Genomic DNA, 12,535 nt, shown 5'->3' with positions numbered 1-12,535 from the left:
AACCGACAGATCCCGAGAAGCAGCGCTGTCAGTGGGCTATGCCAGGGTGTGCGGCGTGGACGAACTGGTGGAGCGTGTCGATGATCAGGATTGTGTCCTGGGGGTGGTCAGTCGTCGGCAGGCAGTTCGGGAGGGTTGGCTGCACCGGGTCGCCGTTACGGTGTGCCGTGACGAGGGTGGGCGGATCATCGTTACCCGACGGTCGGACCAGCTGTCGCGCTTCCCCGGGTTCTATGAGGTCGTGGTCGGTGGAGCCGTGGGTGTCTGTGAGTCCTATGAGCAGGCCGCCGCGCGGGAGCTGGCCGAAGAGCTGGGCATTCGTGCGCAGCCGCGCTTACTGTTCACGTTCATTAACCGCAGCGGTTTGAGCCCTCACTGGCTCGGCGTTCACGAAGCCGTGGTGCCGAACGCCGTGGCCGCTGATCCTGATGAGATCGCTTGGCATGGCTGGCTGACCGAGCCGGAACTGCGGCAGGCCCTGCTGGAGTGGAACTTCGCCCCCGACAGCCACGCAGCTTTCAACCGGTATCTCGCGTTCGGACTCCGTCCCAGAAATGCAAGGTCGTAAGCCAAGCAATGCTTAGCGATCTGTCTCTGGCAGCTGGAAGCTGGCACGATGAGCACCCATGGATGATCAAGAAGCTGTCCAAGCCCACGCTCTCCGTGTAGTCAAAGAGCACTCTCCGCACGCCCTGGGTTCCATACTCGGAGGCTCTGCCGCTCAAGGGCGCGCTACTTCGTCCAGCGATCTGGACGTGGCCGTGCTTCTCCCTGACTCGGAGACCAGCCGCCGGGAGGTGATCCGTCATGAGGGCCGCATCGTCGAGTTGTTCCTGAACACCCTCGCGGACGTGCCGGAGTTCTTCGCATGGGACCGCGCTCGACGTCGCGGAACCGTCCTGTTCATCTATGCCCAGGGTCTACCGCTGCTTGATCCGCACGGACATGTTGCCGGTGCGCGTCAGCTCGCCCAAGACGTACTCGCCTCTGGGCCTCCTCCGCTCACGAAGGCCGAGTGGGAACACGGTCGCTATGTTCTGACCTGCTTCCTGGACGACCTGATCGATACTCCGGCGGGTAACCGGTATGAACAGCTGTCCCTCGCTGACCAGGTGTTGCGGAAAGCGGCAGACCTGGTCACCGCCCACCACGGTGCTTGGACTGGCATTGGCAAATGGGTTCCCCGCCGGCTGCTGAGTGCGGACCCCGTACTCGGCAAGGCCCTGTTGGACGGCCATCAGGTTGTAGCCGAGCGTGCCGACCCCCTGCCGTTGGCCACCGCAGTGAAGCAGGCGCTGGACCTGTTCGGTGGACCGTTGATGGACGGGTATTACCACCGGTGGCGAGCATGAGCTGATGACGGCCACAGCGGGCGCTGGTCTTCCTTGGCTCAACACGTCCGCCGGTACGGGAAGTCCGGCAGGTACGTCCGCCATTCCTGCCGGGTCAGTCCGCCGCGTGTTCGCGCGCACACGCTGTCCGCGGCGCGACCCGCCGTGACGGAGATGCCACGTACCGCGCCGCGCGAGGTCATGACGCGCAACTCCTCGCCGTTGAAGCCGAGGGCGAGAACGGGGCCGCCCGTACCCGCGTACCGAGCGCCGTCGAGGCGCGGCGTGTCCGTCTCCCAGGCCTGGACGGAGCCTTCGGCGTCACTGGCGGCGACGTAGCGGCCGTCCGCGGAGAAGGCCACGACCCGCTGCGGCTCACCCCCTCTCGGCCCGTCCTCCGCCAGAACGGCGAGGGCGCGGCGGGCCCGGCCGTCCCACAAAGTGAGCCTGCCGTTCTCATCGGCGATGGCGAGGAAGCGGCCGTCGGGGCTGAACGTGCCGGACACCAGCGAGTCCTCGCCGCGCAGCACGGGCCGCGAACGCCCGGTCCCGACATCGGTCATCCGGCCGTTCAGGGAGAGGAGTTCACGGCCGTCGGGTGTGAGGACCAGGCTGCCGGTGCCAGGTCGCGCGGTGTGAAGCAACCGCGTACCGGCCTGCCCGCCACCCGATCGACCGTTCCCCCCAGCGCCCCGCGTGCCCAGCCGCCAGACGTCGACCTTCATGTCGTCGACGTCCTGCATCTCGGTCGGCGAGCCCGCCGTCACGGGCGGCTCGCCGGCCCCGGGCAAGACGAGGCTGTCCACCCGCGACGCCAGGTCCGTCGGTGGCGCCTTCTCCTTGCCGTGCCGCAGGTCCCATCGGCGGATCCTCGTGCCCATGAGTTCCTCGACGCCGTAGGCGAGAGCGGCGCTGTCCGGGGAGAAGGCCAGGGCCGGGCCACCGCAGTCCGCGCACACCCGCCCCGGCAGCGTACGCAGAACCGTGCCGTCGCGACCGTCGCGCAGCCGGAACTCCCCTGCGCCGGAACGGCGTTCCAGGGTGATCAACGTGCGCCCGTCCGGGCTGAAACGGGCCTCCTCGATGCCGGGCGGCCGCCGCGTTCCGCGCGGTCCCGTCAGGGCGTCGCGGACGTCGAGGGTGCGGACCACTCGGGTGCTCACTTGTAGGCGGACCGCTCCGGCCCTCTCGTCCAGGCGCACTCCGTGCGCCGTGAGCTCGCTCACCGGGTGCCGCATCAGCGGAGCCCCCGGGTCGGCGGTGTGCCACAGGACCACCTCCTGGTCCCCAAGAGCGACCCCCAGGGTGCCGTCCGCGCTGAGGTCCACGTCCGGTTCGTACGCACCGGGCAGCTTGAGCCACGGTCGCTCCTCCCCCGTCCGTACATCCCAGGTCCGCACGCCCCCTTCCACGGGGACGACCAGCGACCGCCCGTCCGGTCCGAAGGCAGCCTCCTCAGCCGCGCAGAAGGACCGGTCGAGAGCGCGCGGCCAGGTTTTGGGCAGGTTCTGGCCCGTCCGCACGTCGCGGACGAGGAGCGGGCCCGACTCAGCCCCGCACGTCGCGAGGAGCCGGTCGTCGTGGCTCATGGCGGAGAACGGCGCACCGGCCTCCACGCCGCGGATCCGCGTGACGACTGTGCGCCGCCGTACGTCCCACACCTGGATGTCACCCCGGGCTTCGTGCTGGACGATGAACAGCCGCCCGCTGGGCGCGAACCTGCCGTCCGTCCCCGAGCCCGTGCCACCTCCCAGTGGCCGGCCCAGCACGCGTTCGCTCCGCAAATCCCAGATCCGGAACCCGTGCCGGGTCGCCCGTGCGATCAGCCGCCCGTCCGCGCTGACGTCCGCGTCATAGCCGGAAGGGTCGAAGGTGCCCGGCCTGTTGTACGTACCGATCCGCCGCCCGCCGTCCAGTGCCCAGCGCGTCACCCGGCGTCCGGTGGAACCGGTCAGGGTGCGCCCGTCCGCACTCAGGAACCGCGCCGCCGCGGGAGCGGCCGCCGCACCGTCCCCGAAAAACGCGTCCCGCTCCCGCTGTGCGGCTGCGCTGCGCACCGCCTCTCTGGTCTCCGGGAGGTCCGCGATCCGCCAGGCGGCCACGCTCAGCCGCATCGAGGTGACCGGGTCGGAGGTGCGCAGCGTCTTCGCGACACCGGCGATCCGGCGTGCCTGTGCCTCGGCGCGCTGCCGATGGCCGTTCCTGCTCTGCTGCCAGGCCAGTGCGCCCGCGACCGTCGCGAGACAGACCAGCAGGGCGAGCGCGCCGAGGAGGACGCGGGTGCGGCGAGCGGCCCGCGTACGCGCACGTGCGCTCTGTTCCTGTGCGGCGATCCCGGCGCGCAGGAACTCGTCCTCCCGGTCGGTGAGTTCACCTTGGCCACCCCCACTGTCCCCGCCGTCCCCGAACGCCTCCCTGGCCGCCCTGAGCCTCGCCCCCCGGTACAAGGATCCGAGGTCCCGGCCCAACTCCACCCAGACGCGGGCGGCTTCGGTCAGCGACCGGAGCAGGCGCAGCCGCTCTCTGTCCTCCTCGATCCAGGACCTCAGGCGTGGCCAGGCGCCGATCAGCGCCTCGTGTGCGAGCTCCACGGAGGTGCCGTCGACGGTCAGGAGGCGGGCCGCGACCAGCCGTTCCAGAACGTCGGCACAGCCCGGCGGCAGTTCGGCGCGGTCGACGGGGCGCCGCGTGTCCGCCGTGCCGTCGCCCGGTGCCACCATCCGCAGCAGCAGCGTGCGCGCACGGGCGGTGTCCGTCTCGCTCAGGCTCCCGTAGACGGCCTCGGCGGTGTGCGCGACGGCGCCGCGCACGCCTCCGATCGCCTCGTACGCCGCCTCGGTCAGCATTCTGCCGCTGCGCCTCCGCCAGACTTCGCGCAGCGCGTGGGCCATCAGCGGCAAGCCACCTGGTTCGTCGGCCACTTCGGCGACGATTCTGGCGGTCAGGGCGCGTTCGACGATCAGGCGGCCGGCCACGGCCGGTCCGACGACCGCCTCGCGCAGACCGGCCTGCGACATCGGCCCGACCAGTACATGGGCCTCGCTCAACGCGGCGGCGAGCGGGCCGTGTTCGGCGCAGCGGCCGTAGAAGTCGGCGCGCACCGCAAGGAGTACGCGGAGCCGGGTGGCCGGGTCCCGTGCGGCGAGCAGTCCGTCGAGGAAGGCGCCGCGTTCGGCCGGGTCGTGGCAGAGCGAGAAAACCTCCTCGAACTGATCCACCACGAGCAGGGTGTCGCCCTCGCCGTCCGCCGGGGTCAGCAGCTGCCGGTGCGCACGGTCCGGACGTTCGCCAGGGGTCAGGATGCGGATCGCCGCGGGGCGCGCGAGCCCGGTCGACTGCCGTAACGCAGGGATGAGTCCGGCCCGCAGCAGGGACGACTTTCCGCAGCCCGACGCACCGACCACCGCTGCCACGCGCCGCCGGGCCGTGAGGTTCACGAGGGAGGCCACGAGGTCGTCGCGGCCGTAGAAACGGTCCTCGTCGCCGGTGCCGAACCGGGCGAGGCCCGGGTAGGGCGACTCGCCTTCGTCCGTCCCGTGTTCGGCGTCCTCGGCCACCGTCTCGTACCAGTGGCGCTCCCACTCCTCCGGGTCCCCGCCGCACGCGGTGACGTAGGCGCGCAGCACCGGCAGCGTCGGCAGCCGCTCGCCCGCAGCAGCCGCGGAGAGGGTGGGCGCCGAATAGGGGACGCGCTGCGCCATCGTGCGGTACGTCGGGCTGCCGGCCTCGGCCCGGAGCTTACGGAGCCGGTGTGCCAGGTGCGGGACCGGGCCCGCCGTCGGCTCCAGCGGTTTCTCGCGACGTCCCACCCGACACGCCCCTCCCGGCCGCCCGGCCGGCACCCCGGGCGGCACTCCTTCGGTACTCACCGGTGCGCGCCGAGGCGCATCGGGGACGCGGTCAAGATCGTGAACCACGCTAGCAATTGATTGATGCGGCGGAACAGGGCTGCCCATCAATTCGTGCGCCGCTGGACTCGACCGTCGGAGCCCGTTCCCGGGCCCTTCCGGTTCTGTCCCTCGCACGCCCACAGGAGTACGTCATCGTCACCACCTCCCGGCCCTCCCGTCCGTTACCCGCCCTGCGAGCGCCGCGAGGCGGCACGGACTTCCGCCCACCGAAGGTCCGCGGGAGAGCGGTGTCCGCCGCTCTCCCGGGGCTCGTCCTGACGCTCGGTCTCGGCCTGTGGGGGATCCGGCGGGACGGCACCCTGTGGCTGGACGAGATGGCGACCTACGAGGCCTCGCGGCGCGGCATCGGGGACCTGTGGCTCACACTGGGCAACGTCGACGCCGTGCACGGGCTCTACTACCTGCTGATGCACGTACTGTTCGCGCTCACCGGCGACGCCGATCCGCTGCTGGTCCTGCGTATTCCGTCGGTCCTGGCCATGGGGGCCGCCGCCGCAGGGGTGGCGCTGCTGGGCAGGAGGCTCGCGGGAGCGCGGGCGGGAGCACTCGCCGGTGTCGTGTTCGCGCTGATCCCGCCGGTCCAGCGTTTCGCCCAAGAGGGCCGCTCGTACGCTGTTGTCTGCGCTCTCGTCGTCTGGGCGACCTGCGCGCTGGTCGATGCCGTGGCCGCGCCGGGACGTCGGGCGGCCCAGGTGGATGGCGTGACCGCGCCCGGGAGCCGGGCGTCACACGTGGACACCGTGACTACGCCCAGGGGCCGGGCGTCACAGGTGGATGCCCTGTCTGCGCCCGGAGGCCGGGCGCTGCGCGCGTGGTTCCTGTACGGGGCGTTGATGTTGGCGGCATGTCTGATGCACGAGTTCGCCGTGTTCGCGCTGGCCGGGCACGCTCTGATGGTGCCGCGTGCCGCACGGCGGCGATGGATCGTCGCCGCGGTGGCCGTGTGCACGGCACTCACTCCGCTCGCGGTGGTGAGCCGGAGGCAGCAGGCACAGGTGGCCTGGCTCCGATTCGATTCCGGCATGTACGCGCAGACTCTCGTCGTCTGCCTGCTGGGAGCGGTTTGTGCCGTGCTCCTCGGCAGGCGTGCCCACGGGTGGGCGGAGCCTCCCACCGGGCTCGTCCGCGCGGCGTTGCCGCTGCTGGTCGCGCCCATCGCGCTGCTGATGCTCCTCACTCCGCTCAAACCGCTCTTCGTGGACCGCTACGTCCTGTACTGCTGGTGCGGGCTCGCCCTGCTCGTCGGAGGCCTCATCGACCGGTTGCTGCGGGGCCGCCCATGGCACGGCGCCGTCGCCTTGGTGGCCGCCGCGGCCGCTGTCGCCGCGCTGCTCCCCCAGGCGCAGCATCTGCGGGAACCCGCGCACCGCAGCGGCAACGCCGACGCCACCGCCACGGCACGAGCCGTCCGGGAGGCAGGTCGGCCCGGGGACGCGGTGGTGTACCTGCCGAGGCATCACCGCGGGTGGGTACTGCCGACTCCGGGCACCGTGGCGGGGTTGCGTGACATCGCCCTGGGCAGCGGCCCGGACGCCTCCCACACCTTGTACGGCGTCGAGGCGTCCGCCCGTGTCATCCGCGACCGCATGGCCGCGGAGCCACGCATCGTCTTCGTCACCGACCCGTCCGGTGGGACCGCCGGGGCGAACGACCGGGAGGCCGTGAAACTCAGCGTCATCCAGAGCCGGTTCGAGAAGTGCCGGACGGTGCCGAACCGCGGACCGCGTGTCACCTTGTACGCACGCCCCGGCCGATGCTGACGCTCAACTCTGCGCTGTGCGGCTCCTGATGCGGTGCGGGCCGGCACGCCCACCGGACCCTGTGGAAAGTGCGGTACACGGGTACCCGGTTCACACCGGACCATCAGTTTCCCGCCTCCCACGCGCCGACACCGCCACCCGTGGGCTGATCGAAAACGGATTGCGCATAGGGGCTGCGGGTGGATAGACGTGGCCCCCAGGCCACTGCCATGAGGGTGGGGGCACGACGGCAAGGGAAAAGGCGAGCCGGTGCTTCCAAAGGGCAATGCGCTTGAGTCCTCTCATGGCGCAGATCGCGTGTCTCTCCCGGTCAGGGGAAGGTAGTTGAACCTCTTCGAGATGGCGCAGGATGTGGACAGTCGAGAGGCCCTGGCCAGGTTTCTCCAGGAAGCTGTTGCAGACCTTTCTGATAATGAGTCGGCCTGGGAGAACGTGACACTGGCAGACTTCCTGGAGGCCTGGGGCGCCTGGCTGCAAGCCATGCCTCAGGGGTGCGCCAACCGGGGCGAGCCCGTACCGGACAGCCCAAGCTGGAACTTGGTGGCCCAGATGGTCATGGCGGGCCGCATCTACGAGTGACATGGCCTCGCCGGCGGAGCAGTGACGCAAGTAAGGGGAGGCAGCAGCGTGGCGTTGGTCCATCGCGAGCGGCTCGCGGTCCTGGTTTAGCGGTACTTGCTCTGAATGCAGGATGCCGACGAGGACGTCAACGAGGACTGGCCTGAGGTTGAGCGAGGGTTGGTTGCGGGAGAGCTCACGTAGTGGGGCAGGGAAAAGTCACTTACTTCGGCCACCAGGGCGTACCCAGGCCGTGTTTTAGGTTCTGATTCCTGTGCGTGCCCTGCACGGTGGCGATCAAGATGTGGGGCGAGGGGATCTTTCTGATGAGCAGTGGCCGGTGCTGGAGTCGTTGCTGCCTGCGGTGGGCATAAGTCGCAGGTTGCCTGGCTGTCGGCGGCTGGTAAACGGTGTGCGGTGGCGGGTTCGAACCGGAGTTCCATGGCGGGACCTGCCGTCCGAGTACGGACCGTGGCAGACGGCGTATGGACTCTTCCGGCGATGGCAGCGTCGGGGTGTGCGGGCCCGGCTGTTGACGTTGTTGCAGGCGAGGGCTGATATGGCCAGGCTGATCTTCTGGGAGGTCAACGTCGACTCCACCATCTGCCGGGCACACCAGCATGCTGCGGGTGCCCGGGTGCGAGGCGATAAGGCGTACTCTCCACGCGCGCATCGCGCCTACCTGCGCAGACGTGGCATCAGGTGCACGATTCCTGAGCCGGTCGGTCAGGTCCGCAACCGCGGGCGCCGCGGGGAGGGCGGTGGCCGTCCGCCCGTCCTGGACCGCGAGGACTACGGGTTGCACCTTCCGTAGCGGCATGTGGTCCAGTGGACTCACGTCCCGGTCCCTTGAGGAAAGGTCCTTTGCTCATGCATTCGCCGTTCGTGCCACCTCGCCAGGTCAAGATCGGTGACGCGGCGGCCTTCGCCGGCACCACGCCGCGGGCGATTCGCCATTACCACGAGATCGGCCTGCTCCCCGAGCCCGAGCGGGGCGGCGACGACCGCCGCCGCTACGGGTACCAGGACATGATCCGCCTGCTGTGGATTCGCAAGATGGCCGACGCCGGGATCGCCCTGGACGACATCCGTGACGCCTTCACCACCGGAACGGCCTCCGCCGGTGCGGACAGCGCAGACGGTATCGCGGACATCCTGGAGCGGCTGGAGGAAACCCTCGCCGAGCAGGAGGCGGAATTGCGGCGGCAGCGGACCGCCGTGCAACGGATGCGCACCGAAGGCAGCCGGACGGGCCTGCTCTCCGACTTCGTCACCGAACGCCTCAAGAGCCTGCCTGACGACTCCCTGCGTCAGGCGGACCTGGACAGTCTGCTGGTCACCGAGCGGATCTTCGGCCCACTCGGCGCGGCCATCCAGGCCACCCGCTTCGTCGTCCTGGCCACGCATCCCACTCTGCGGGAGGAATCCGACCGCATCGACGACGCCGAGGAGGCACTCGATGACAGCGTCGCCGTCGATGATCCACGGGTGGCTCAAGTGGCCGTCGAGCGGCACGCCTTCGAAAGCGCCCTGTAGGCCGTCATCGAGGAGTCCGGCCTGGGGAAAGACGACGATGCCCTCTTCGACACCTGGGACACTTTGCACCCTGCTGCCGCCGATGACGGCAAGCGCGAGGCCGGCCTCAGCTCCGGCAGGCGGGAGGCCGACTCCATGAGCGTGCTCGAAGCCACCGGCAAGATGCCCTACGACTTCTCCCCAGCCCGCCTGCGCTGTATGGAACTGGCCGAAGAACTATCCGCCCAAGAGCCACCCGCTACCTAAAACACGGCCTAACCGGGGCGTCACGAAGCGGCCTCTTGGGCCAGGCCCAGGAGTTGAGCGGTGTCCAGGGCCCGGACAGTACGGGGGAAGGACTCGGCGTCATGCCGCGATGACGCCAAGAAGCCTCTGCGGCGGCGAGAAGTCAGCTGGGCTGAGATGCGATCTGCCGGCGGGCACGGCCCCAGACTTCCTCGAACTCCTCGGAGGTGAGTTGTTCGGGGTCGTGGCCTTCCCAATCCGAGACTGGCAGCTCGGCTGTGATTCCGAACCTGCTGTCGTACTCACCGAGGCGGCCTGCGTCGCGGGCCTGCTGCCACTCGGCGAGGCAGGCAGCTGCGATCGGGATCAGTTCAGGCCCTGCGAGTTCGACTTGGCGGGTCACCCAGCCTCCGGCGTCGACCTCGAAGTAGAACCAGGTGTCTTCCTCGTCCCAGTAGCAGCGCATCCATGTGGTCACCAGGCCATGATGCCGGGCCAGATGCGCCACGCTACTCGACCTCGTCTCACGGTTGAGCAGTGAATCCTGCGGATCGGTCGAGCTGGAAAGGAGAACCGAACCGGGTTGGATGCCAGCCTTGCCGCCGTGCCTCGCGAATGCTCTCAGCAACGTGAGCGGGACGAATCGGCTCCGTCTCGACGCTCACCCAGTTGCTGGGGTGGGCCTGGCCGCTCGTGACGATCAAGGTCGTGCCTGCCTGGCTGTCGCTGGCCGCTTCGACTGCGTAGGTCATGGGTGTCCAGCAGAGTCCCTGCATGTAGGAGGGCTTCCTGCGGATCCGCCAGCGGTACTCGATCCCGTCGACTGTTATACACCGGGAACCCTTCTTGTTCAGCGCCATCTTCACCTCCTCCGCTGTTGGACTCTAACGCCGTGCAACAGGTCCGTCTCGGCCGGAATCCTTCGGGCTGCCGGGCAGCACGCCGAAATCGGGGTGCTGTTCGGGCTGTGGTCGCCGTAGTGTCCCGGGCGAGAGGCGGTTGCAGTGGAGATCACGGTGCAGTGGATCAGGACGTCCTGGACGAAGCACTCCAGGGGCGGTGAGGCTGCTGCCCGCAGGAACGCGGCGCCAACGGGGTTCCTGGTGTCACCGGTGCCACCTGCCTTCGCCCAGGTCATCCGGATGTCCGAGCACGACGGTTTCGAACCTCGCGAGAGCGAGAGGGACTTGCGCCGGGTCGGACTCAGTTTGCGAGACGAAGGCGGTCGGCTGCGGGTGCTGGCGCGTGTGGAGCCGTTGTTCGGATTGCCGCCGCGCCCGCGGCGGCCGCCGGCGGTGCGCTTGGTCCCGGGGCAGTGGGTTCGATGGCAGTTGAACTACCGGTTCAGCAGCGCCGCCGGAATACGGGACTGGTCGTACTGGCTCGACACGTTCAACGTTGCCTTTGGGCCCGTCGACCCGAACGTGTTCCTGTCGGAACCGACCGTTCTGGTCGACGAGTGCGGTTCTGTTCGATAGCCCCCCGTCGGTGGTCTGTTGGTCAAGCGTCAAGGGCGGGCGGCGACGAGACGATACGAATGCCGGTCTCAATGGCGTTGCTGCCAGACTCAGTACGCGTCTTGGCACCCTCGAAGTAGGTTCCAAGACGCGTTCTCACTCATAGACGGTGGCGGCCTGAAGCACCAGGCAGGCGAGTCGTGCATCCATGCCGCCAGAGCCTCAAGGAAGCGGTCGAGGATCTGGTTCTCCCATTCTGGTTCTCCCATTCGTGTCCTCTGCGCAGGTAGTCCTCATGCAGGCCTTGGACACAGGAGACCGGGATGGGACGGTTTCGGTGCACCGGTCGGTGGTCGTTGGTCGGTGGTCGGTGGTCGGCCCGTGCGTACAGGATCCTGCGAAATTCACGTTCTTGGGCTTAGAGGGAGTCGTGGACGCTGTCGAGGTCGGGGCGGCGCCGGGTCGCGTGGATGGAACCGAGCAGATTGAGGGACTGGGCACTGGGACTGCCTGGTTCGGCGTGGTAGATGACGAGCTGCTGGCCGGGGGCGTCGCGTACGTCGAAGGCCTGGTAGGTGAGGGTGAGGGGGCCGACGTCCGGGTGGAGGAATTGTTTGGCGTCCTGGGTCTTGCCGCGCACGGCGTGGGCGTTCCAGAGGCGGGTGAAGTCCGCGCTGTGCTCAGTGAGGGTGCGGACGAGTTCGCGTAGCCGTGGGTTGTCCGGGTCGAATCCGGTTGCCTCGCGAAGGTTGGCGACGGTGGCCTGTGCCGCCCGGTCCCAGTCCGTGTAGAAGTTTCGGCCCGCCGGGTCGAGGAAGGTCATGCGGGCCAAGTTGTCCGCCGGCTCGAACGGGGCGTAGAGGGCATCGGCCAGGGCGTTGACGGCTAGGAAGTCCAGGGTCCGGCTCATGACGAACGCCGGAGTGTTCGGGTAGCCGTCCATGAGCTGCCGCAGCGAAGGGCTGACCCGCTCGGCGGCGTGGGCGGAGGGTCGGTCGTTCGGCGTGGCCCCGGCCAGCCGGTACAAGTGCGCGCGTGCGTCCGCGTCGAGGCGCAGCGCGCGGCTGAGCGCGTCGACCACCTGGGGTGAGGGGTTGCGCTCTCGTCCTTGTTCCAGGCGGGTGTAGTAGTCGGCGTTCACTCCGGCCAGGACGGCGACCTCCTCGCGGCGCAGTCCGGCGACTCTGCGGGTTCCATGGCTCGCCATGCCGACGTCCTCCGGCCGCAGGCCGTCGCGGCGTGTGCGCAGGAAGTCTCCCAGGTGGTTGTCGTCCATGTGTTCAGGCTAGGCGGCGGCCCGGTGAGCTGCCTGGGTGTGCCACACCCAGGCAGTACGCGTCCTGGTTGATGGCCGCTGACCTGCCCAGACTCGGTGGAGCAGGAAGGACCACACCATTCGAGGAGAGGGGTCCGTCATGACCGGGGCCGTTGAGGGCGACCACGTCGACGTGGTCGGGATGTGGGTGACCGCGGATGGTCACATCCGTCAGGAGTTGCTGCCGGACGGCCGCTACGACGAAGCCCGCGGCGAGCGGCGCAGCGCGTACACCGGCCGGTACACGGTGACCGGCAGCCACCTGGACTACGTCGACGACACCGGGTTCACCGCCACGGGCGACATTCGGGGCGGGGTGCTCTATCACGAGCACCTCGTGCTCTACCGGGAGCGGGAGTCGTCGTAAAGGAGGCCGGGCCACGGGCGCCCAAGGGTGCCGGGGGCGCCGGGTGCGAATCCGCCGCCGCCGGACCAAGAAGTC

Annotated in this window: 12 protein-coding genes and 1 pseudogene; 8 read left to right on the top strand and 5 right to left on the bottom strand. The window is 69.3% G+C overall.

All coding sequences use genetic code 11. The features are described 5' to 3' along the window. Positions 1-46 precede the first annotated feature (46 nt). Both ACZ7LU_RS21840 and ACZ7LU_RS21835 read left to right on the top strand, forming a co-directional pair. The gene (locus ACZ7LU_RS21840) at positions 47-568 is read left to right on the top strand and encodes an NUDIX domain-containing protein (RefSeq protein WP_471917790.1); all 522 of its coding nucleotides are present in this window, start codon (positions 47-49) and stop codon (positions 566-568) included. Between the two features lie 58 nt (positions 569-626). Beyond that, positions 627-1,352 (top strand): nucleotidyltransferase domain-containing protein, encoded by a 726-nt coding sequence (locus ACZ7LU_RS21835; protein ID WP_471917680.1) that lies wholly within the window; start codon positions 627-629, stop codon positions 1,350-1,352. Between the two features lie 38 nt (positions 1,353-1,390). Here the strand turns inward: ACZ7LU_RS21835 and ACZ7LU_RS21830 are convergent, their stop codons facing one another. Continuing rightward, the gene (locus ACZ7LU_RS21830; RefSeq protein ID WP_471917679.1) at positions 1,391-5,140 is read right to left on the bottom strand and encodes an nSTAND1 domain-containing NTPase; all 3,750 of its coding nucleotides are present in this window, start codon (positions 5,138-5,140) and stop codon (positions 1,391-1,393) included. Between the two features lie 416 nt (positions 5,141-5,556). Here ACZ7LU_RS21830 and ACZ7LU_RS21825 point away from each other — a divergent pair, with 416 nt between their 5' ends. From ACZ7LU_RS21825 to ACZ7LU_RS21810, 4 genes and pseudogenes are all read left to right on the top strand, one after another. After that, positions 5,557-7,002 carry a glycosyltransferase family 39 protein gene (locus tag ACZ7LU_RS21825; protein ID WP_471917789.1) on the top strand — a complete coding sequence of 482 codons (1,446 nt, stop codon included), beginning with the start codon at positions 5,557-5,559 and terminating at the stop codon, positions 7,000-7,002. Between the two features lie 324 nt (positions 7,003-7,326). Beyond that, positions 7,327-7,581, top strand: coding sequence for a DUF7660 family protein (locus ACZ7LU_RS21820; protein ID WP_468308812.1), 255 nt, complete (start codon positions 7,327-7,329; stop codon positions 7,579-7,581). Positions 7,582-7,834: 253 nt separating this feature from the next. Continuing rightward, entirely contained in the window at positions 7,835-8,374 is a 540-nt protein-coding gene (locus tag ACZ7LU_RS21815) for a transposase (protein WP_471917678.1), read from the top strand. Between the two features lie 56 nt (positions 8,375-8,430). After that, a pseudogene (locus ACZ7LU_RS21810) lies at positions 8,431-9,342 on the top strand (MerR family transcriptional regulator). Between the two features lie 142 nt (positions 9,343-9,484). Here the strand turns inward: ACZ7LU_RS21810 and ACZ7LU_RS21805 are convergent. Then, positions 9,485-9,787 carry a hypothetical protein gene (locus ACZ7LU_RS21805; RefSeq protein ID WP_471917788.1) on the bottom strand — a complete coding sequence of 101 codons (303 nt, stop codon included), beginning with the start codon at positions 9,785-9,787 and terminating at the stop codon, positions 9,485-9,487. A gap of 58 nt (positions 9,788-9,845) precedes the next feature. Further along, positions 9,846-10,181, bottom strand: coding sequence for a hypothetical protein (locus ACZ7LU_RS21800; RefSeq protein ID WP_471917677.1), 336 nt, complete (start codon positions 10,179-10,181; stop codon positions 9,846-9,848). Between the two features lie 144 nt (positions 10,182-10,325). Here ACZ7LU_RS21800 and ACZ7LU_RS21795 point away from each other — a divergent pair, with 144 nt between their 5' ends. Then, positions 10,326-10,799, top strand: a complete 474-nt coding sequence (locus ACZ7LU_RS21795) for a hypothetical protein (RefSeq protein ID WP_471917676.1) — start codon at positions 10,326-10,328, stop codon at positions 10,797-10,799. An 89-nt stretch (positions 10,800-10,888) separates the two neighbouring features. Here ACZ7LU_RS21795 and ACZ7LU_RS21790 read toward each other — a convergent pair whose 3' ends face one another. Both ACZ7LU_RS21790 and ACZ7LU_RS21785 read right to left on the bottom strand, forming a co-directional pair. Continuing rightward, on the bottom strand, positions 10,889-11,047 hold the full coding sequence (locus ACZ7LU_RS21790; RefSeq protein WP_471917675.1) for a DUF7660 family protein: 159 nt from the start codon (positions 11,045-11,047) through the stop codon (positions 10,889-10,891). Positions 11,048-11,196: 149 nt separating this feature from the next. Next, on the bottom strand, positions 11,197-12,054 hold the full coding sequence (locus ACZ7LU_RS21785; protein ID WP_471917674.1) for a helix-turn-helix transcriptional regulator: 858 nt from the start codon (positions 12,052-12,054) through the stop codon (positions 11,197-11,199). 139 nt (positions 12,055-12,193) lie between these two features. Here ACZ7LU_RS21785 and ACZ7LU_RS21780 point away from each other — a divergent pair, with 139 nt between their 5' ends. Then, entirely contained in the window at positions 12,194-12,460 is a 267-nt protein-coding gene (locus ACZ7LU_RS21780) for an Atu4866 domain-containing protein (RefSeq protein WP_471917673.1), read from the top strand. Positions 12,461-12,535 lie beyond the last annotated feature (75 nt).

The organism is Streptomyces sp. NPDC039462 (genome assembly GCF_055639375.1).
The sequence above is the reverse complement of the archived record's forward strand: the minus strand, read 5'-3'. Positions and strand labels throughout refer to the sequence as shown.

Bases quoted from the DNA above. Each gene is read 5' to 3' on its own strand.
- ACZ7LU_RS21835 (WP_471917680.1), top strand. From the start codon at position 627: ATGGATGATCAAGAAGCTGTCCAAGCCCACGCTCTCCGTGTAGTCAAA.
- ACZ7LU_RS21825 (WP_471917789.1), top strand. From the start codon at position 5,557: ATGGCGACCTACGAGGCCTCGCGGCGCGGCATCGGGGACCTGTGGCTC.
- ACZ7LU_RS21805 (WP_471917788.1), bottom strand. From the start codon at position 9,787: ATGCGCTGCTACTGGGACGAGGAAGACACCTGGTTCTACTTCGAGGTC.
- ACZ7LU_RS21800 (WP_471917677.1), bottom strand. From the start codon at position 10,181: ATGGCGCTGAACAAGAAGGGTTCCCGGTGTATAACAGTCGACGGGATC.
- ACZ7LU_RS21790 (WP_471917675.1), bottom strand. From the start codon at position 11,047: ATGGGAGAACCAGAATGGGAGAACCAGATCCTCGACCGCTTCCTTGAG.
- ACZ7LU_RS21785 (WP_471917674.1), bottom strand. From the start codon at position 12,054: ATGGACGACAACCACCTGGGAGACTTCCTGCGCACACGCCGCGACGGC.
- ACZ7LU_RS21780 (WP_471917673.1), top strand. From the start codon at position 12,194: ATGACCGGGGCCGTTGAGGGCGACCACGTCGACGTGGTCGGGATGTGG.